The following is a 19633-nucleotide window of genomic DNA, read 5'->3' on the forward strand; positions in this document are numbered from 1 at the left end:
TATAGGTTTAAGGATATTCATTGTGTCTCAAATTCAATGTGCCAATCTCTGGCAGATGAAACGGGGTATTCAAAGTGTTATTGAAGGGTTTACCCCCGCTTTGGATGCTGCTGTGAAAGCGCGTTTGGAGGAGCTGGGGTTCCATCAAGGCGCTCGCGTTTTATGTACTCAAGCACCTCGTTTGGGCGCTCCTAAATTGTATAAAGTGGGTAACGCAGTCTACTCACTTGAAAAGACAATCGCAGAGTGTGTGATTGCACATCCGGTCACGTCTGAATAATGAAACAACTACTACTGGTCGGAAGCCCCAACTCGGGAAAATCGATGCTGTTCAATCGTCTTACCGGTATGAATCAGCGTGTGGCAAACTTTCCTGGAATTACAGTCGATACCTCAACAGGGCCAGCGGTCGGTCGATCAGACTTATTAGTAGTCGATTTTCCTGGCGCTTACTCTTTAACCCCTCTTTCGGGCGAAGAGCAAGTTGCTGTAGATGCCTTCTATAAATTGTTGGACGTTCCTGTCGGTCACATAGAAGCCGTTGTCTGTGTTGTCGATGCGACCCGCATGGAAAAAGGTCTGGTATTTGCGTTGCAGGTTAGGGAGGCCTGTCGACGTGCTGGTCATCCAGTGATGATTGTGACCAATATGCATGATGTTCTTGAGCGTCATAATCAGAGCGTTGATGCTGAAGGGCTGTCGCAACGCTTGGATATGCCGGTCATTCCGATCTCTGCAAAGAGCGGTGTAGGCGTCGATCAAATCATTACACGCTCAGGGCAGGGGATAGAGGTTCCAAAGAGCGAGCTAAAAGAGGATCTGATTGCGTTTGACGCATCTGTGTTCCGAAATCTAGCGGAATCGTTGGCGAATGAGTTTGGTCCCAAAGGGGACTACCTGCTTCTGGTTCATAACCGAGCGGATCAATTCTTCCTCAGTACCCTGACGGGTGGTCTGAGTTTTCTGTTGATCATGTTTTTACTCTTCCAAGCGATATTCAGTTGGGCCGCTCCTTTGATGGATGGCGTAGAGTCACTGATTGGACTCACGGCAGACTCTGTGTTGCCTCTGATACCAAGCGGTATGCTGCATGACTTTGTTAAAGATGCTCTATTTGGCGGGCTGGGTGCTTTTTTGGTGTTTGTACCTCAGATTTTTATTCTGACGTTGATCGTCGGTTTTATGGAAGATTCAGGGTACCTTGCTAGGGCCGCTGTCATCTGTCACAGACCGCTTCGCGCTTTTGGTCTAACTGGTAAAAGTTTTGTCCCAATGTTATCGGGTGTCGCCTGTGCTATCCCAGGCATCTATGCAGCACGAACCATAGAGTCACCAAGACGTCGCTGGTTAACCTACTTTGCCATTCCGCTTATGCCTTGTTCGGCTCGACTACCTGTCTATGGGCTTCTTATTGTCGCGTTTATTCCCAATGAGTCACTTCTAGGTGGTGCAGTAGGGTTGCAAGGTCTGGCCATGTTGGCGATCTATCTATTCGGAATCGTTATGGCCTTGTTGATCGTGTCGTTACTCTCTAGAGTAAAGGCAGGTAAGGGGTGTGATCTCCCATTTGTTCTCGAGATGCCTCCCTATCGTCTACCGGGTGCAAAAACTTTAGGCCAGTTGGCCTGGTCACGCAGTGGTGATTTTGTGAAACGTGCAGGCCCCGTGATCTTCTGGGTCAGTGTGGTGGTCTGGGTGTTAGGCTACTTCCCTAATCAGGGGGCAAATTTGGGTGAATCCTGGTTGGGGGCTATTGGTAAATTCATAGCGCCTATCTTTGAACCCATCGGCCTGGATTGGAAGTACGGTGTTGCCATTATCGCGTCGTTCCTAGCGCGTGAGGTCTTTGTCGGCACACTGGGTACACTCTATGGTATTGAAGGTGCCGAGGAGGAGTTTACATCCTTGGCTCAACAGATTCAGGATTCTGGCATCTCTTTGGCTTCTGGAGTCGCTCTGTTTGTCTTCTTCGCCATTGCTGCGCAGTGTGTCTCAACTCTAGCAACGTTGCGCAGGGAGAGCGGTAGCTGGTCGCTGCCGGCCGGTCTGTTTGTGGGGTATGGTGTTTTGGCTTACAGCTTGGCTTTTGTGGCTTTTACTCTGATAGTTGGCGATTAGAGACTGGATTGTTTCCTGGACAGTGAATGACTACATCATTTTGAATTAAAAGATTGGCGAACTGATCATCGGGGCAGTCATTCGTAAACAGTCTTGATATGTCCTTAATGTGCCCTAGTTTCACCATGGGTGTTCTGCCAAATTTGGAGTTATCGCTACAAAGGAGTACCTCTGAGGCATTTGCTATAATGGCTTGTGACACTCTGACCTCCCTGAGGTCGTAATCAAGCAGGGTGCCATCTGGTTGAATACCGCTGATGCCTATGATTGCGTACTCCATCTGAAAGGTGTTTATGAGGTCTGTCGCTGGAGAGCCGACAATGCCACCATCACTGTTTCGAACTTCGCCACCTGCAACAATGACTGTGAAGTCACTCTTAGAGGATAAGGTAACAGCGACATTCAAGTTGTTGGTCACTACGGTCAGATTTTGTTTGCTCAACAGGGCTTCGGCGACTGCCTCTGTTGTGGTGCCGATATTGATAAATAGGGATGCGCCATCGGGGATATAATCAGCAACGAGTTTTGCAATAGTTTGTTTAGCGTCCGAATTAACACTTTTACGAGTTTTATAAGAGCTGTTTGTTGTGCTGTTTTCAACCGCACCAACACCACCATGATAACGTTTTACGCGCCCCTCCGTTTCCAATTGAGTGACATCACGTCTTATAGTTTGGGGCGTCACTTCAAGTGATGAAGTGAGTTCATCTATAGTCACAAAACCACTTTCAGCGATCTTATCGAGTATGAATTCAAACCTGCGATGTTGGCGCATCTAACATTCCGTAATTAACTTTTTTATTATCATAGTCATATATCAGACTTATAGCTATTGGGCTTTTTTACACTCCATCTGCTGCAAGGTAAGCATTAAGTTTGGCTTTGTTCTCTGTATCGATTCTTAAGCCAAGCTTCGTTCTTCGCCAAAGGATATCTTCAACAGTTTTTGCCCATTCATTATCCTGTAACCAGTTAACCTCTAATTCATAAAGGTTATAGCCAAAATGCTGCCCCAGCTCTTCAATATTTGTTGTCTTACCAAGTATATTGAAAGTGTCTGTTCCATAGGTTCTTAGCATTCGTTTTGCCCAACGGTTGTCTAGGAATGGGTATTTCATCTGAATCTTACTAAGCAGATTGTCACTATCTGTTAGTTCATAGTCTCCACCAGGAAGAGGGATACCCGCTGTCCATGCTCTACCCATTTGGGGATGAAATTTTTCAATCTCTCTCAAAGCGGACTCGGCAAGTTTTCGATAAGTGGTAATCTTTCCACCAAACACATTGAGTGCTGCTGCTCGTCCGTTGACAGAATCTACCTTTAGAACATAGTCCCTAGTTGCCTCAGTGGCTGAGGAGGCATTGTCATCGTAAAGGGGACGAACGCCAGAGTAGGTCCAGACAACATCAGAATCTTTTAGTGGTTTCTCAAAGTACTCAGAGGCAGCTTTCAAAAGATATTCTTGTTCTTCTGGAGTACAGTAAGCTTTTTCGGCTGGACCTTCGTGATCCACATCAGTTGTGCCAATTAAAGTGAAGTCATCTTCATAGGGGATAGCAAAAATGATCCGGTTATCACTCTGTTGGAAGATATAGGCGCGATCGTGATCATAAAGTTTCTTTACAACGATATGGCTTCCTCGAACTAGCCTGACGCCATGCTTTGAGTTCAGGTGAAGACTGTTATTAAGGACATCTGCTACCCAAGGACCAGCGCAGTTGATAACCGTTTTCGCCTGAACTTTCATTTCTTCATTAGTGATTAAATCTCTGACGGTTACCCGCCATAAACCCTCCACTCTTTCTGCGGACTCAACACGTGTCCTAGTGTGAATTTTGGCGCCACGATTTTCTGCGTCTCTTGCATTTAGGACTACTAGACGAGCGTCATCAACCCAGCAATCGGAATACTCAAACCCTTTCTTTAGTGACTTTTTAAGAGGGATACCTGTTTTGTCTTCTGCAAAATTAAGAGTTTTAGTGGCAGGTAAAATTTTTCTGCCCCCTAGATGATCATAGATAAACAGTCCTACTCTTAATAGCCAACTTGGACGAAGCCCTTTGTGGTGCGGTAAAACGAAGCGAAGTGGCCAGCTTATGTGCGGCATGGCTTTTAGTAAACGCTCTCTTTCGATAAGTGCCTCGCGAACCAGTCTGAACTCATAATATTCAAGGTAGCGTAATCCGCCATGAAACAACTTAGTTGAGCCTGAGGAGGTTGCTTGAGCAAGATCGCCCATCTCGAAAAGAGAGACAGTTAATCCTCTACCAGCTGCATCACGTGCTATGCCACAACCGTTTATGCCACCACCTATAATAACCAGGTCTTTTACATCATTATGTTGCATTTCGTTCATTTGTGTTGTTTTTCTTCATTCGTTTATATTCGTATTAGGTGAAAGCTAACAAAAAGAAAATTTAAGTCAATAAAAACTTTCTCTTGACTTCGTTTACTTTCGTTTGCGAGTATCCACTCTAACGAATGATTTCTGGATCACTTCGTTGATAAAAATAATGAAGATGGAGAAAGACCATGAAGAAAAAGCTAGCCTTGGCTGTCGCGTTTGCTTCGGCAACAATCACAAGCGCTGCTTATGCAGACATCAACGCTGCTAAGAAGTGGGTTGATAGTGAGTTTCAACCCTCCGCACTCACTAAAGAGCAACAAATCGAAGAGATGCAGTGGTTCATTAATGCTGCGAAACCATTCGCTGGAATGGAAATCAATGTGCTCTCAGAAACTATCCCTACACATACCTACGAGTCTACGGTTCTCGCAAAAGCCTTTGAAGAGATTACGGGTATTAAGGTAAATCACCAATTACTGGGTGAAGGGGAGGTTGTTCAGGCCGTTCAGACTCAAATGCAGACTAAGCGGAATCTTTACGATGCCTATGTGAACGACTCAGATCTAATTGGTACTCACTCTCGTCTTCAGTTGGCTCATAGCTTGACTGATTTCATGAACGGTCCCGCCAAAGACATCACTAACCCTAATCTTGATCTAGACGATTTCATGGGTCTTGAGTTTACGACTGGTGCTGATGGCGAAGTATACCAACTGCCAAGTCAGCAGTTTGTTAACCTTTACTGGTTCCGTAAAGACTGGTTTGATCGCGAAGATCTCCAAAAACAGTTCAAAGATATCTATGGCTATGATCTAGGTGTGCCTGTTAACTGGTCCGCTTATGAGGACATTGCGGAGTTCTTCTCCGTTCACGTCAAAGAGATCGATGGAACTCCAATCTACGGCCATATGGATTACGGTAAACGTGCCCCTGACCTTGGTTGGCGTATGACGGATGCCTGGTTATCTATGGCGGGTGCCGGTTCTGCTGGTCAACCAAATGGGCGTCCTATTGATGAATGGGGTATCCGTATGGAAGAGGGTAGTTGTAATCCAGCTGGTGCTAGTGTTTCTCGTGGTGGTGCCGCAAACGGTCCTGCTGCAGTTTACGCTATTCGTAAGTGGGATGAATGGCTACGTAAATATGCTCCACCAGGTGCCGCATCTTATGACTTCTACCAATCACTTCCTGCACTGAGCCAAGGTAATGTTGCTCAACAGATTTTCTGGTACAGCGCGTTTACAGCTGACATGGTTAAATCTCAAGCCGAGGGCAATAATACGGTTGATGCTGAAGGAACACCATTGTGGCGTATGGCTCCAAGCCCCCATGGCCCATACTGGCAAGAAGGTCAGAAGGTCGGTTACCAAGATGTTGGTTCTTGGACCATCCTAAAATCGACACCTGAAGATCGTGCTAAAGCGGCTTGGTTGTACGCTCAGTTTGTGACTTCAAAAACAGTTGATGTGAAAAAGTCTCACGTAGGTCTTACCTTCATTCGTGACTCTTCTATTAATCACGAATCATTCACTGAGCGAGCTCCAAAACTGGGTGGTCTAGTTGAGTTCTACCGTTCGCCAGATCGTAATATGTGGTCTCCAACCGGTGTCAACGTTCCTGACTATCCTAAGCTTGCTCAAATTTGGTGGCAACAGATTGGTGACGTGAACTCAGGCGCATTCACACCTCAAGAAGCAATGGATCGTCTAGCTCAAGAGATGGACATCACCATGGCTCGCATGGAGCGTGCAGACAAAGGTGCAAACGTTTACGGCGGTTGTGGTCCTCGTCTGAACGAAGAGAAGGATCCATCTTACTGGTTGGGTCGTGAAGGTGGGCCTAAGGCTAAACTTGCTAATGAGAAGCCTCAGGGTCAAACCGTTAATTATGATGAGCTATTGAAAAGCTGGACTAACTAACGGTTAAAACGGGGGGGCCGTAGGCCCTCTCGATTTCTTTCCCAGAGATATTTCCATGAATTTAGAATTAAAAGATGTTGCAAAGCGCGTCGGCGCCGAAATGCATATACACGAGACAAATCTCGTTCTTGAACCTGGTGAGTTTAATGTTTTACTTGGTGCGACAAATGCCGGTAAAACAACCCTGATGAAACTGATGGCAGGACTGGATTCGCCAACAGCTGGTTCGGTTTTGTACGGCGGTGTAGATGTTACGAAAACACCACCTCAGAAGAGAAGCATCAGTTTTGTGCATCAGTTCTTCATTAATTATCCCCATTTAAGTGTAAGAGATAACATTATTTCGCCACTTAAATTATCAAAAATGTCTGATGCGGAGATTAATAAACGACTGGAAGCTACCGTTGATCTGCTTCGTTTAGGACCTATGTTAGATCGAAAGCCACATGAGCTTTCAGGTGGCCAACAGCAACGTTGTGCGTTGGCTAGAGCCCTTATTAAAGACTCTACAGCTGTATTTCTTGATGAACCACTTGCGAACTTAGATTATAAGTTGCGCGAAGAGTTGCGTGCAGAGTTGCCCAGTATTTTTGCTGATCGTGGTTCAATTGTTGTTTACGCAACTTCTGAACCTGCTGAAGCTTTGATGTTAGGTGGTCATACCGCCGCTCTTAATGAAGGTCATATTGCGCAGTTTGGTGCCACCTCTGATGTTTATCGTACGCCAGTCAATCTGACTGCTGCAGAAGTATTTTCCGATCCTCCTTTAAATACAATCAGCGTTAAAAAGTATGATGGTTGCATTCATTTGAGTGAAACTTTGAGTTGGCCGGCAGAGGGCACCGCTCAACATATGCCTGATGGAAACTATACACTGGGTGTTCGTCCTCATTTTGTTAGAGCGACTGGACATGGAGATAGTGCAATTGAGTTAAACGGTCGTATTCAGGTAACTGAGCTATCCGGTTCAGAAAGCGTCGCTCATTTTTCCATGGGGGGGGGCACTTGGGTCTCGCAAGCGAATGGACTGCACCCATTTAAGGTGGGAGAGCACCACCATTTTTATCTTGATAGCAGTAAATGCTTCTACTTTGATACCCACGGACAAGCGGTTAGGTAGTAACAATGGCTAAAATAAAACTCGATAATATAAGACACTCCTACTACCCCAATCCATCGTCTGATGATGATTTTGCCTTGAAACGGGTTCACTTTGATTGGGATGATGGCGGTGCCTACGCGCTACTGGGCCCCTCTGGTTGTGGTAAAACGACCTTGCTAAATATCATTTCGGGTCTTTTAGAACCAAGCCACGGCAAGTTGCTTTTTGATGATAATGAAGTTACAAGCCTCTCTCCATCGGAGCGTAATATTGCTCAAGTGTTTCAGTTTCCCGTGATCTACGACACGATGACGGTTTACGATAACCTGGCTTTTCCATTGAGAAATCGTGGGGTCGATGAAGCTAGGATTGATGTAAAAGTCAGAGAGATCTCATCCATGTTGGAGATCGATGATCTGTTACTAACTAAAGCTGCAGGGCTTTCCCCAGATAACAAGCAAAAAATCTCCCTAGGTCGAGGTCTGGTGCGAGAGGATGTTAACGTGATCATGTTCGATGAACCGTTGACCGTCATTGATCCACATTTGAAGTGGAAGCTTCGCTCGAAGCTGAAAGAGCTGCACCAGAAGGTCAAAACAACAATGATCTATGTGACGCATGATCAGACAGAGGCGCTCACATTTGCGGATCAGGTTGTAGTGATGAACTTCGGTCAGGTACTGCAGGTTGGCACTCCAGATGCGCTTTTTGAAAGACCTGAACATACCTTTGTTGGTCATTTTATTGGTTCACCCGGTATGAATGTATTGCCTGTTGAAATAGTTGACGGTCAAGTATCCCTTGGTGGCCACTTCCTCGAAGTAAGCAGTCCTATTGTTGAAGCTGAAGGTAAATCTTTAGAGATAGGTGTGCGTCCCGAGTTTGTGCGAATCGCCGAGCAAGGCATACCGGCAACGGTAGTCAATGTTATGGATGTTGGGCGTCATAAGGTCTTACAAACGTTAGTAGGCTCACAAAAGGTCTTCGCAGTTTTAAATGAGGATCAGCCTGTTCCTGAAGGGAGCACTTACCTTACTTTCGATAAGCCGCAAACTCGTCTTTACAAAGATGGGTGGTTGGTAGATCTAACCTATGAGTACGAGGTTTTATAACAATGAAAACCGAAAACCCTAGAGCTTGGCTCCTCGTTTTACCTGTTATTTTATTGGTGGCTTTTAACGCACTAATACCACTGATGACAGTAGTGAATTACTCCGTTCAAGAGACGTTTGGTAATAATGTCTTTTTTTGGCAGGGCGTAGATTGGTTTGAACAGGTTCTGCATTCAGAACGCTTCCATGATGCCTTGGGGAGACAGTTCCTCTTCACAGGTATTATCCTCGCGGTCGAAATTCCTCTCGGTGTTGCAATAGCCTTGGCGATGCCTAGAAAGGGAATATGGGTTCCTATTTGCTTGATCTTAATGTCTCTGCCACTCCTTATTCCATGGAATGTTGTTGGCGCAATGTGGAACATATTTACTCTTCCAGATATTGGTCTAATGGGCTACGGATTAAACTGGCTTGGTATTGATTACAACATGACACAGAGCCCATTGGCTGCTTGGGTCACGCTGATAGTTATGGATGTTTGGCATTGGACTTCGTTGGTTGTTCTGCTCTCTTATGCAGGTCTTGTCTCCATTCCTGATGCTTACTATCAAGCAGCTGAGATTGATGGGGCCTCCAAATGGTCTGTGTTTAGATACATTCAATTGCCCAAGATGAAGCAGGTTTTGATGATTGCGATACTGTTACGGTTTATGGATAGCTTCATGATCTATACAGAACCCTTTGTATTGACCGGTGGAGGCCCTGGTAATTCCACAACTCTGTTGTCTATCGACCTAGTTAAAGTAGCGCTTGGTCAGTTTGACTTAGGACCAGCAGCGGCTATGTCACTCATATACTTCGCGATCACTCTACTGGTGAGTTGGGTGTTCTACACAATAATGAATAAAGATGTGAAGGAATAAGGGGGCGATATGAAACTAAAAAGCTTAGCGCCGATTTTGTACATAATCTTTTTGATGCTTCCTATCTATTGGTTGCTTTCAATGAGTTTTAAAACAACTAATGAGATTTTGAGTGGTTTCTCTTTTTTTCCACAAGAGTGGACGCTTGAAAACTACGCTGTCATCTTTAATGATCCGACATGGTATTGGGGTTACATAAACTCTACTACCTACGTGCTGATCAATACGGTTATCTCTTTGTGTGTAGCCCTTCCGGCGGCATACGCATTCAGTCGCTACCGTTTTATGGGTGATAAGCATCTATTCTTTTGGTTGCTGACTAACCGAATGGCACCGCCGGCAGTATTTGCCTTGCCATTCTTTCAGTTGTACTCAGCCGTTGGTTTATTTGATACTCATATTGCTGTGGCTTTAGCCCACTGTCTTTTCAATATCCCGCTTGCTGTGTGGATCTTGGAGGGTTTCATGAAAAGTATCCCTAAAGAGCTAGATGAAACTGCTTATGTTGATGGATACTCTTTCCCGCGATTCTTTGTGACAATTTTCATGCCAAATATCAAAGCAGGTATTGGAGTAGCAGCCTTCTTCTGTTTCATGTTTTCTTGGGTCGAACTGTTGTTAGCAAAAACGTTAACCTCTATCGATGCTAAGCCGATCGCAGCAACAATGACCAAAACTGCATCGAGTGCTGGATATGAGCTAGGTCTGTTGGCGGCAGCTGGGTGTTTGACCATTATCCCAGGGGCGATTGTGGTCTACTTCGTTAGAAATCATATAGCGAAAGGTTTCGCTATGGGGAGGGTGTAATGTTTAGTTGGATGGCTTGGACGTTACCAACGGCTCTGGTATTTGTTTTTATCTTCTCTTGCATTGGTGTTCTGGCATTCCTAGAAGTGAAATATCCTGGGGGAGCTGAGCGCACAGGTGTATTTGGCATTACAACCACCCGAGGTGACCGTCTGTTTATCTCGATCTTGGGTACAGTGTTTATTATGCTTGGTTGGTTGGGATTGATGGGTACACCTTTGTGGGGTGGTTTAACTCTATCAATAATATGGGCTGTATTCGTTTTTAGGAAAGTCTAGTGGAAAATTACGTTCTCTCAATAGACCAAGGAACCACATCCTCAAGAGCAATTTTATTTAATAAAGATCTTAAAATTGTTTCTACTGGTCAGCAGGAATTTACTCAGTATTTCCCTAAATCAGGGTGGGTAGAGCATGATCCTGAAGAGATATGGTCCACGACTGCCGGAGTGTGTCGTCAAGCCATTGAGATGGGTGGTATAGATAGCTCCAGTATAAGAGCGATTGGCATAACAAATCAGCGTGAAACAGTCGTTGTTTGGAATAAACAGACAGGCAAAGCAATCTATAACGCGATTGTTTGGCAAGATAGAAGAACGGGTGATTTTTGCAACGAGTTGAAGTCAAAAGGCTATGAGCAGACTTTTATAGAGAAAACAGGGCTATTACTTGATCCCTATTTTTCTGGCACAAAACTCGCTTGGATATTGGATAATGTTGAGGGTGCTCGCGCCTCGGCGGAATCCGGTGAATTGTTGTTTGGTACAGTGGATTGTTATCTCATTTGGCGGCTAACGGGTGGTGTAGTTCATGCCACTGACGCTACTAATGCGTCCAGAACATTGATCTACAATATCCATCAAGGCATTTGGGATGAAGAGCTATTGTCTCTTCTAAATATACCTTCATGCATGCTGCCAGAGGTTAAAAACTGTGCAGATGATTTTGGTAAAACGCGCGAAGATCTGTTTGGTGGAAACGCCATTCCGATTTGTGGCGTTGCGGGTGATCAACAAGCTGCAGCGATAGGCCAAGCGTGTTTTAAACCAGGTATGCTTAAATCTACCTATGGCACCGGATGTTTTGCTCTCCTTAATACAGGGGAGCATTGTGTTAAGTCCGAACACCGTCTTCTCAGTACTATTGCTTATCAGCTTGATGGAAAGCCAACCTATGCTCTAGAGGGCTCTATATTCATTGCTGGTGCAGTCGTCCAGTGGTTGCGCGATGGTTTGAAAATCATTCGTGATGCTAAGGATACCGAGGCTTTAGCGAGTGAGGCTAAGCCGGAGAATCGTGTCTATCTTGTTCCTGCTTTTACTGGGCTTGGGGCACCTTATTGGGATACTGAGTGTCGTGGAGCTATTTTTGGTTTGACGCGTGATACAGGGTTCGCTGATTTGGCTCGAGCCGCTCTTCGCTCAGTGGCTTATCAGACTCGTGACCTTTCGGATGCGATGCGTTCAGACTGGCTTAATTCAGGTGGAAGTAAAGCAGAGGCGGTGCTGCGAATTGATGGCGGTATGGTGGCTAATGATTGGATGGCACAGTCTCTTGCAGATATCTTACAGGCACCTGTAGATCGACCTGAAATTATTGAAACCACTGCCTTGGGTGCTGCGTGGCTTGCAGGTATGCATGTTGGCTTCTATCCAGATCAAGAAGGGTTCGCTAAAACTTGGGCTCTGAATAAGCACTTTGAACCCGTTATGACGGTTGATGACGCCAACGAGCGTTATGCAGGTTGGCGTGACTCAGTTGCTAGACTGCTAATTTCGAAAGATGACCTCTGATGTACCATTAAAGACACAAGCTCTTCCTAGCGTATTAGTCTTGCCGGCGTGTTTAACGCCGGTTTTTTTATGGTATTTCCGAGCCTTTTGCTGCGGTCATAAGCTCAAACCAGGTCTCTCGATCAAGCTCAACATGATTGACCTGATGCAGCGCCTTTATTCGATCTAGATTGTTTGTGCCAACAACAGGAAGAATATTGGCAGGGTGCACTCTTAACCACGCCAGTGCGATATGTTCACGCTGGCACTGTTGGCTCTGCTCGATTCTGTTTAGTAAGCCCTCAAGCTCTGAATTGAGTGGTTGGTTAAACAGTTGTCCACCCGCCAGTGGTGACCAAGCCATTGGCAGTAGCTGATCGAGTTGCATCGCTTCCAGTGTTCCATCCCAGAGTGAACTCTGTTCAAAAAGATTGATTTCGATTTGATTGGTGATCAGTCGATTCGTCATTTTCGACTGCAGGAGTTTCCACTGCCACACTGAAAAGTTAGAGACACCTACGGTTCTGACTAAACCCTCTTTAATGAGATCATCCAAAGCCGCGCCGGTCTCTTCGGCATCCATCAGTGGATCAGGTCTGTGAATTAATAGGGTGTCTAGGTAGTCAGTATGTAAGTTCTTCAGACTCTGCTTGACCTGCTGAAATAGGTGTTCACGCGAGGTGTCGTAATACTTAACTCGTCGCTCTGGGTAGTGATCAGAGATCAGAGCGATATCACATTTGCTAATCAGCTCCATCTGGCCTCTTAGGGATGGATTGGCTTTCAGCGCGTCGCCAAAGAGTTGCTCACACTGATAGTCACCGTAGATATCTGCATGGTCAAAGGTCGTTATTCCCTGATCCAAACAGGCTTGGATTTTGGCTTCGGTACTTGAAGTGGTTGGCTTGGACTCTGCGAGTCTCCAGACACCATAAGCCAGTTCGCTAAATGTTAGATCGGAATGAAGAGTTTTGATTCGTTTCAATCTAGAGCCCCGATTTTTAGATTTTTTACCAGTCTAAAGATTGTCAATTTGAGGTTCAATATAGCAATCAAATAGCCAAAAAAAAGAGCGCCGAAGCGCTCTTTTTCAGTGTGTCGGTAATCTTAGGATTACTGACCCATCTGCTGCTTGATAAGGTCACCGATAGTCGTTGGACCAGCAGTTTCAACTTCAGCGTTCTGTACCGCTTTAAGAGCAGCTTTCTCTTCAGCTTGATCTTTCGCACGGATAGAGAAGGTGATAACGCGGTTGCGACGATCAACACCTACAATCTTACCTTCAACGCTGTCGCCAACGTTTAGAGCAGTTGTAGCGTCTTCGATGCGCTCTGCAGCGATGTCAGATGCTTTAAGAACAGCTTCGATACCTTCAGCAAGTTCAACAGTAGCAGCACGTGGCTCAACTGCTGTAACAGTACCAGTAACGATTGCGCCTTTCTCGTGGCCCGCTAGGAACTCAGAGAATGGATCGCTTTCTAGCTGTTTAACGCCAAGAGAGATACGCTCTTTCTCTGCGTCAATAGACAGGATAACTGCTTCAACTTCGTCGCCTTTCTTGTAGTCGCGAAGTGCAGCTTCAGCATCAGCTTCCCAAGTGATGTCTGACATGTGTACTAGGCCGTCTAGATCGTTGTCTAGACCAACGAAGATACCGAAGTCAGTGATCGTCTTGATTGTGCCAGATACTTTATCGCCAGCAGCGTACTGCTCAGAGAATGCAGCCCATGGGTTAGTTGTACACTGTTTGATACCCAATGAGATACGACGACGCTCTTCATCAACGTCTAGAACCATAACTTCTACAGCATCACCAACCTGAACGATTTTAGATGGGTGGATGTTTTTGTTAGTCCAAGACATTTCAGAAACGTGTACTAGACCTTCTACGCCATCTTCTAGAGATGCGAAACAGCCGTAATCAGTTAGGTTAGTAACCTTACCTGATACACGAGTACCTGCTGGGTAACGGTTCTTGATCGCTTCCCATGGATCTTCAGATAGCTGCTTAAGACCTAGAGAGATACGACCGCTCTCTTTGTCGAATTTGATGATCTTAACGTCGATCTCATCACCTGGAGTTAGCATTTCGCTTGGGTGAGAGATACGTTTCCACGCCATGTCAGTGATGTGTAGAAGACCGTCAACGCCGCCAAGGTCGATGAACGCACCGTAGTTAGTAAGGTTCTTAACGTAACCTTTAACTGCTTGGCCTTCTTCAAGATCAGCAAGGATCTCATCACGCTGTGCGCTGTTAGCTTCTTGAAGAACTGCGCGGCGAGAAACAACAACGTTGTTACGCTTCTGATCAAGTTTGATCAGTTTGAATTCAAGTTCTTTGCCTTCTAGGTGATCAACGTCACGTACTGGGCGAACGTCTACCAATGAACCTGGTAGGAAGCCTTGGATGTTGTTGACGTTTACAGTGAAACCACCTTTAACTTTGCCAGAGATGTAACCTTTTACGATCTCTTCCGCTTCAAACTTAGTCTGAAGAACTTCCCATGCTTCTGCACGTTTCGCTTTCTCGCGAGAAAGTTTAGTTTCACCGAAACCATCTTCTACAGCTTCTAGTGCAACTTTAACGTCATCACCAATGTTGATTTCAAGTTCGTTCGCATCGTTAAGGAACTGAGAGCGTGGAATAACCGCTTCAGACTTAAGACCAGCGTTAACAGTTACCCAATCAGCATCGATATCAACAACAGTACCAGTTACTAGGGTACCTGGAGTCATCGCAAGTTCTTGGAGGGATTCTTCAAACAGTTCAGCAAAGCTTTCGCTCATGAAAGTGTCCTATTTTGGGTGCCAGGGGATGGCACACTAGCCTATGACATCAGCTTCATAGGGTCGGTTCATCGTCATCTCCGATGACTTGCTAAGCTGATGGATGCAAGCTGACGGAGTTATAAAGAGGGCGAAATTATACAGGAGTGTTAGCGGTGTGCAAAGCGGAATTGGTGTTTTTTTGAGCAGTGGACAGCGGTTGGGAATAGTCTCGAGAAGAAGGGGAAAGAATTACAAATCGCTAGTGCGGTTTGATCGCGGTTTGTCGCTGCGCTCCAATTCGCTCCTACAGTCGAGCTACGTAGATAATTTTTTCCGAAGTCCTACTGTAGGAGCGAATTGCCCGAAGGACAAGCCGCGAAAGATTCGCTTAGCGAATCGTATCTCACATTCCGCTATCAACCCGCCAAACGAGACTGATCCTCTTGAAAGAACATCTCGATCATATCGATGCTCAGCTCACTGGCTTCGCGAAGCACGGCTTCACTGTCGGGATCAGTGATCTCTTCACCGGGTGCTGTCTCTGTCAGTAGCTCATCAAGCGTCTTAATAGGTTGTTCACCCTTTGCCATGCGACGCTGATTCTCTAGATCGATTTGAGCCTGCTCCATCTGATCGCGTTGGGCTTTTAACTGCTCTTCATTGAGCGGCAGCCACTGCATCGATTTCTGCTCATTGATCAAGGCGATGGTGTCACGCATGTGCTGAAAATCAGGATCAGTTTGCGTTCTTTGAGTATGGCGGTTTTGCAGCTCAGGAACCCAACGATCGAGTGATGAGTAGCTGCCGTAACGAACAGGCCTTACTTTGTCCCAAGGTAGGGCAAAGTCGAGAGCGCTTTCACCGATTTCGCTCTGATCAAACATCGATGGAAACTCGATATCCGGAGCTACCCCTTGGTGCTGAGTACTCTCACCAGAGATACGATAGAACTTCGCGGTTGTGAATTTTAGCTGCCCATGACGCAGTGGTTGAAGAGTCTGCACAGTCCCTTTACCGAATGTGCGACTGCCAACGACCAGCCCTCGGCGGTAATCTTGTATGGCACCGGCGAAGATCTCCGAAGCCGATGCACTGAGTCGATCAATCACAACGGTCAAGGGTCCAGTCCAAGTGGTCTCTGGGTTGTAGTCGCCCAGCACATCGACCCGACCTTCAAGATCACGAATCTGCACGGTTGGACCACGGCTAATAAATAGACCCACCAGTTCATTGGCCTCTCGCAGTGAGCCACCTCCGTTTTCGCGTAGATCAACAACCAGAGCATCAACGCCCTGTTGCTTGAGGTCTTCAATCAGTACCGCTACATCACGAGTCGTGCTGCGGTAATCCTTGTCCCCTTTTCTAAGGGCAGCAAAATCGATGTAGAAGGTTGGGATGTCGATGATGCCAACTTTATAGATGTTGCCGTCACGCTCAACCTCCATGATCCGAGACTTGGCCGCTTGCTCTTCAAGCTTTACACGCTGTCGCTCTAATTTGACGATCTTGCGTGTGCTCTTGTCAGCCGAAGTGGATGGGATGATCTCTAAGCGTACGATGGATCCTTTAGGTCCACGGATCCTGTCAACGACATCATCCAAGCGCATACCCACCACATCTTCGATCTCACCATCCATGTCTTGTCCGACACCCACGATCAGGTCGGCAGGTTTCAGCTGGCCGCTCTTATCGGCCGGGCCCGCCGGTACAAGACTAACGATCTTGGTGAATTCATCTTCGCTCTGCAGGACAGCGCCGATCCCTTCAAGTGATAGACTCATGTTGATCTCAAAGTTCTCTGAGGTCGCGGGTGAAAAATAGGCGGTATGCGGGTCGTAAAGACGTGCCAAGGCATTAGCATATGATTGAAAAATATCTTCGCTATTGGTCTGCAGTGCACGATTAAGTTGCGATTCGTAACGTTTGATCAGTGTCTCTTTAGCTTCAGAAACACTCTTGTCAGAAAGTTTTAGATTTAACACGGCGCTTTTAAGACGCAGTGACCAGTATTGATCCTGTTCGCCTTTCGATTGAAACCAAGGTTTCTCTTCACGACTGATCGGAAGTCTGTCGTCTAGAGTGAAATCAAATGTTTGGTCCGATTTTAGAGCGTCGATCATCTGCTCTGTGCGCTCCTGAAAACGGGTCAAAAAGCGTTCGTAGGCGGCAAATGCAAAGGTTAGATTGCCGGAGCGCATGTCGTCGTCCAGAGTGCGCTTGAAGTGAGCTAAAGAGTCGATATCGCTCTGCAGTAGGTAGCTTCTTGTTGGGTCGATAGTTTCAAAGAAGTTGTTGAAGAGCTTCTCAGAGAGTTCATCGTCGACGGCCTGTTCACGGTAGTGGTGAGATTCCAATCCCGCGACCAGCGACTGAATGGCATTCGAGTGGACGGCTTCAGGCTTAAGAGAGGCCTGTGCTCCTGTCGCTATCGATAATGATAAAACCAAAAAGAGCTGTAAAGCTCGCATCCCAACACTCCAAAATCGCAATAAAAGTAAAAATCTAATAGAGAGCAGTTTAGGCCAGCTCTCCTCATGATGTAAAATAACTTTCTTTTACTACGCGGGAGTGGTTGCGGTGGTTTTGCGAATTGCGGGTTTAGCGATTTTTTCTTTGATGTTGGCCGGTTGTGATAGCGCCTCTGACCGTGACGAGATCGAAGATAAAGAGGCGTTTCGAAAAGAGCTAATAGAGAAGGCACTGAATGACGATACTCGCAAAGCAGGGGAGGCTTTCCTAGCTGAAAATCGTCAAAAGCCGGGTGTGATTGTTCGTAAGTCGGGACTGCAGTACCGTGTCATTTCCGAAGGACAGGGCAAGCAGCCAGAGTACGACAGTGTTGTACTGGTTGAATATGAAGGTCGCCGTGTCGATGGCGGTGTCTTCGATAAGACCGAAGCCGGAAAGCCGATCAAATTCCCGCTCAATCAGGTGATTAAAGGTTGGCGAGAAGGCTTGGGGTTAATGAAAGAGGGGGCTCAGTATGAGCTCTACATTCCTGCTGACTTGGCCTACGGCGCGCGCAGTCCCAGTCGTGAAATTCCACCCAATTCAGCTTTGATATTTGATGTTAGGTTAATAGAAGTACTCGAGAAGGGTGCGGAGAAACAGTAATGGAACAAGAGCGTTTTAACCAAGATCTACTGACCTTTTTAGCAGATAGTCCAACCCCTTTTCATGCCACGCAGCAGATGGCAGATCGCTTAAGTCATGCTGGCTTCAAAGAGCTGTTGGAACACGAAGCCTGGAATCCTGTCGCTGGCGAGAGTTACTTTATTCGTCGTAACGGTTCATCGATCATCGCTTGGCGTCATACTGGCAACTTTGATTCAGGCTTTAGAATGGTGGGCGCTCATACCGACTCACCCTGTCTTCGCGTCAAGCCAACGCCAGAGCTATACCGACAAAATTATCTGCAGCTTGGCGTTGAAGTCTATGGTGGTGCGCTGTTGAACCCCTGGTTTGATCGCGACTTGTCGTTAGCTGGCCGGGTGACCTACCGCCAAACCGATGGCTCTTTAGACAGCTCGCTAATCGATTTCAAAGAGGCGATCGCGACGATTCCAAGCCTTGCGATTCACCTAGACCGTGAGGCCAATAAAGATCGAACGGTTAACCCACAACTTCACCTCCCTGTGCTGCTAGGTCAGGCGGAACAGAAGCAAGATTTCAGAGCCTTGTTGAAATCTAAATTGCTTGAACAGGGGGTGACAGAGGTCCAGGAGGTTCTAGATTACGAACTCTCTTTCTACGATGTTCAAACGCCTGCAATGGTGGGATTGAACAGAGAGTTTATCGCCTCGGCTCGCTTGGATAATCTGTTGAGCTGTTTCATCGGTTTGCAGTCTCTACTCGACAGTGATGGTCAGCAGGCCGCTGTTTTGGTCTGTACCGACCACGAAGAGGTAGGCAGTGCGAGTGCCTGCGGTGCTCAAGGCCCAATGTTGGCCCAGTGGCTAGAGCGACTCTTACCGAACAACGAAGAGCGTAACCGTGTGATTAGCCACTCCATGATGATCTCCGCCGATAATGCCCACGCTGTGCACCCTAACTATGCCGATAAACATGACGAGAATCATGGTCCGCTGATTAATGCAGGACCGGTCATCAAAATTAACTCTAATCAGCGCTACGCCACCAACAGTGAAACCAGTGCAACCTTCCGCGCCATTGCGCAGGATGTAAACGTGCCAGTACAGAGCTTTGTGGTTCGATCTGATATGGGGTGTGGCAGCACGATTGGTCCGATTACCGCATCGGAAGTCGGTATTCGTACTGTGGATATCGGCTGCCCGCAATTTGGTATGCACTCAATTCGTGAGTTATGCGGCAGTCAGGATGCACACTCACTCTATCTGATTCTGCAAAACTACTACGATAAAGCCAGAGTGTAAGAGGGTTTAGACGTGTTACAAACGGTTCAAGAGCTGAATGATTTTTTAACAAACCACTTTCCGCAAGGTGAAGGCTTTGGTGCCGTTGAAGAGGCGGGAGATGGCTGGGTTTTGATGCGATTAACGGTTGAAGACAGTCATTTGCGTCCAGGTGGTACGGTCTCGGGTCCAACCATGATGGGGATGGCGGATGTGGCCATCTGGTCCGCGTTGCAAACTAAGATTGGCCCCTCGCCGATGACGGTGACCGGTAACCTAAACATCAACTTCTTAAGTAAGCCCAAGCCTGTTGATATGTTGGCACGTGCACGTGTGCTTCGCGTCGGTCGAAGAAACGGGGTTGGTGAGTGTTACATCTACTCGGGTGATGAAGATTCGATGGTGGCGCACGTTACAGCAACCTATTCGATACCGGCAAAGTAAGGCCTCT

At 46.6% G+C, this 19633-nt stretch carries 17 protein-coding genes; 12 read left to right on the top strand and 5 right to left on the bottom strand.

Annotated elements, in window-relative coordinates; all coding sequences use genetic code 11:
- Positions 1-22 precede the first annotated feature (22 nt).
- On the top strand, positions 23-280 hold the full coding sequence (locus XMM383_RS09025) for a FeoA family protein (RefSeq protein ID WP_217362075.1): 258 nt from the start codon (positions 23-25) through the stop codon (positions 278-280).
- Positions 280-2118: a ferrous iron transporter B gene (locus tag XMM383_RS09030; RefSeq protein WP_173494831.1), complete on the top strand. Its 1839-nt coding sequence runs from the start codon at positions 280-282 to the stop codon at positions 2116-2118. The genes XMM383_RS09025 and XMM383_RS09030 overlap by 1 nt, the downstream gene beginning before the upstream one ends.
- Here XMM383_RS09030 and XMM383_RS09035 read toward each other — a convergent pair.
- The gene (locus XMM383_RS09035; RefSeq protein WP_173484619.1) at positions 2096-2893 is read right to left on the bottom strand and encodes a DeoR/GlpR family DNA-binding transcription regulator; all 798 of its coding nucleotides are present in this window, start codon (positions 2891-2893) and stop codon (positions 2096-2098) included. The genes XMM383_RS09030 and XMM383_RS09035 overlap by 23 nt on opposite strands.
- A gap of 67 nt (positions 2894-2960) precedes the next feature.
- The gene (gene glpD, locus XMM383_RS09040) at positions 2961-4475 is read right to left on the bottom strand and encodes a glycerol-3-phosphate dehydrogenase (RefSeq protein ID WP_173484620.1); all 1515 of its coding nucleotides are present in this window, start codon (positions 4473-4475) and stop codon (positions 2961-2963) included.
- A gap of 176 nt (positions 4476-4651) precedes the next feature.
- Here glpD and XMM383_RS09045 point away from each other — a divergent pair, with 176 nt between their 5' ends.
- From XMM383_RS09045 to glpK, 7 genes are read left to right on the top strand one after another with little or no spacing between them, the layout of a single operon-like run.
- Entirely contained in the window at positions 4652-6385 is a 1734-nt protein-coding gene (locus tag XMM383_RS09045; RefSeq protein ID WP_173494832.1) for an ABC transporter substrate-binding protein, read from the top strand.
- 55 nt (positions 6386-6440) lie between these two features.
- Complete coding sequence (locus XMM383_RS09050; RefSeq protein ID WP_173494833.1) at positions 6441-7505, top strand: ABC transporter ATP-binding protein; 1065 nt, start codon at positions 6441-6443, stop codon at positions 7503-7505.
- Positions 7506-7510: 5 nt separating this feature from the next.
- On the top strand, positions 7511-8599 hold the full coding sequence (locus XMM383_RS09055; protein WP_173484622.1) for an ABC transporter ATP-binding protein: 1089 nt from the start codon (positions 7511-7513) through the stop codon (positions 8597-8599).
- Between the two features lie 2 nt (positions 8600-8601).
- The gene (locus XMM383_RS09060) at positions 8602-9462 is read left to right on the top strand and encodes a carbohydrate ABC transporter permease (protein ID WP_173484623.1); all 861 of its coding nucleotides are present in this window, start codon (positions 8602-8604) and stop codon (positions 9460-9462) included.
- A gap of 9 nt (positions 9463-9471) precedes the next feature.
- Complete coding sequence (locus tag XMM383_RS09065) at positions 9472-10269, top strand: carbohydrate ABC transporter permease (RefSeq protein ID WP_173484624.1); 798 nt, start codon at positions 9472-9474, stop codon at positions 10267-10269.
- Complete coding sequence (locus XMM383_RS09070) at positions 10269-10547, top strand: DUF2160 domain-containing protein (protein WP_173481348.1); 279 nt, start codon at positions 10269-10271, stop codon at positions 10545-10547. Before XMM383_RS09065 ends, XMM383_RS09070 begins: the two co-directional genes overlap by 1 nt.
- Complete coding sequence (glpK, locus tag XMM383_RS09075; protein ID WP_173494834.1) at positions 10547-12061, top strand: glycerol kinase GlpK; 1515 nt, start codon at positions 10547-10549, stop codon at positions 12059-12061. Before XMM383_RS09070 ends, glpK begins: the two co-directional genes overlap by 1 nt.
- A 67-nt stretch (positions 12062-12128) precedes the next feature.
- Here the strand turns inward: glpK and XMM383_RS09080 are convergent, their stop codons facing one another.
- From XMM383_RS09080 to XMM383_RS09090, 3 genes are all read right to left on the bottom strand, one after another.
- A complete protein-coding gene (locus tag XMM383_RS09080; protein ID WP_173494835.1) occupies positions 12129-13025 on the bottom strand; it encodes an aldo/keto reductase family oxidoreductase in 897 nt (298 codons plus the stop codon).
- Positions 13026-13153: 128 nt separating this feature from the next.
- Positions 13154-14827, bottom strand: a complete 1674-nt coding sequence (rpsA, locus tag XMM383_RS09085) for a 30S ribosomal protein S1 (protein ID WP_173481345.1) — start codon at positions 14825-14827, stop codon at positions 13154-13156.
- 398 nt (positions 14828-15225) lie between these two features.
- Entirely contained in the window at positions 15226-17277 is a 2052-nt protein-coding gene (locus tag XMM383_RS09090; protein WP_173494836.1) for a carboxy terminal-processing peptidase, read from the bottom strand.
- 109 nt (positions 17278-17386) lie between these two features.
- Between XMM383_RS09090 and XMM383_RS09095 the strand changes: the two genes are divergently transcribed.
- Genes XMM383_RS09095 through XMM383_RS09105 form a run of 3 tightly spaced genes read left to right on the top strand, consistent with a single transcriptional unit; the run spans position 17387 to position 19626 of the window.
- The gene (locus XMM383_RS09095; protein WP_371731459.1) at positions 17387-17923 is read left to right on the top strand and encodes an FKBP-type peptidyl-prolyl cis-trans isomerase; all 537 of its coding nucleotides are present in this window, start codon (positions 17387-17389) and stop codon (positions 17921-17923) included.
- Positions 17923-19203, top strand: a complete 1281-nt coding sequence (locus tag XMM383_RS09100; protein WP_173484627.1) for a M18 family aminopeptidase — start codon at positions 17923-17925, stop codon at positions 19201-19203. Before XMM383_RS09095 ends, XMM383_RS09100 begins: the two co-directional genes overlap by 1 nt.
- Before the next feature lie 12 nt (positions 19204-19215).
- Positions 19216-19626 carry a PaaI family thioesterase gene (locus XMM383_RS09105; RefSeq protein WP_173481342.1) on the top strand — a complete coding sequence of 137 codons (411 nt, stop codon included), beginning with the start codon at positions 19216-19218 and terminating at the stop codon, positions 19624-19626.
- Positions 19627-19633: the final 7 nt, after the last annotated feature.

It is taken from the genome of Marinobacterium sp. xm-m-383 (assembly GCF_013283255.1).
GTDB lineage: Bacteria > Pseudomonadota > Gammaproteobacteria > Pseudomonadales > Balneatricaceae > Marinobacterium_E.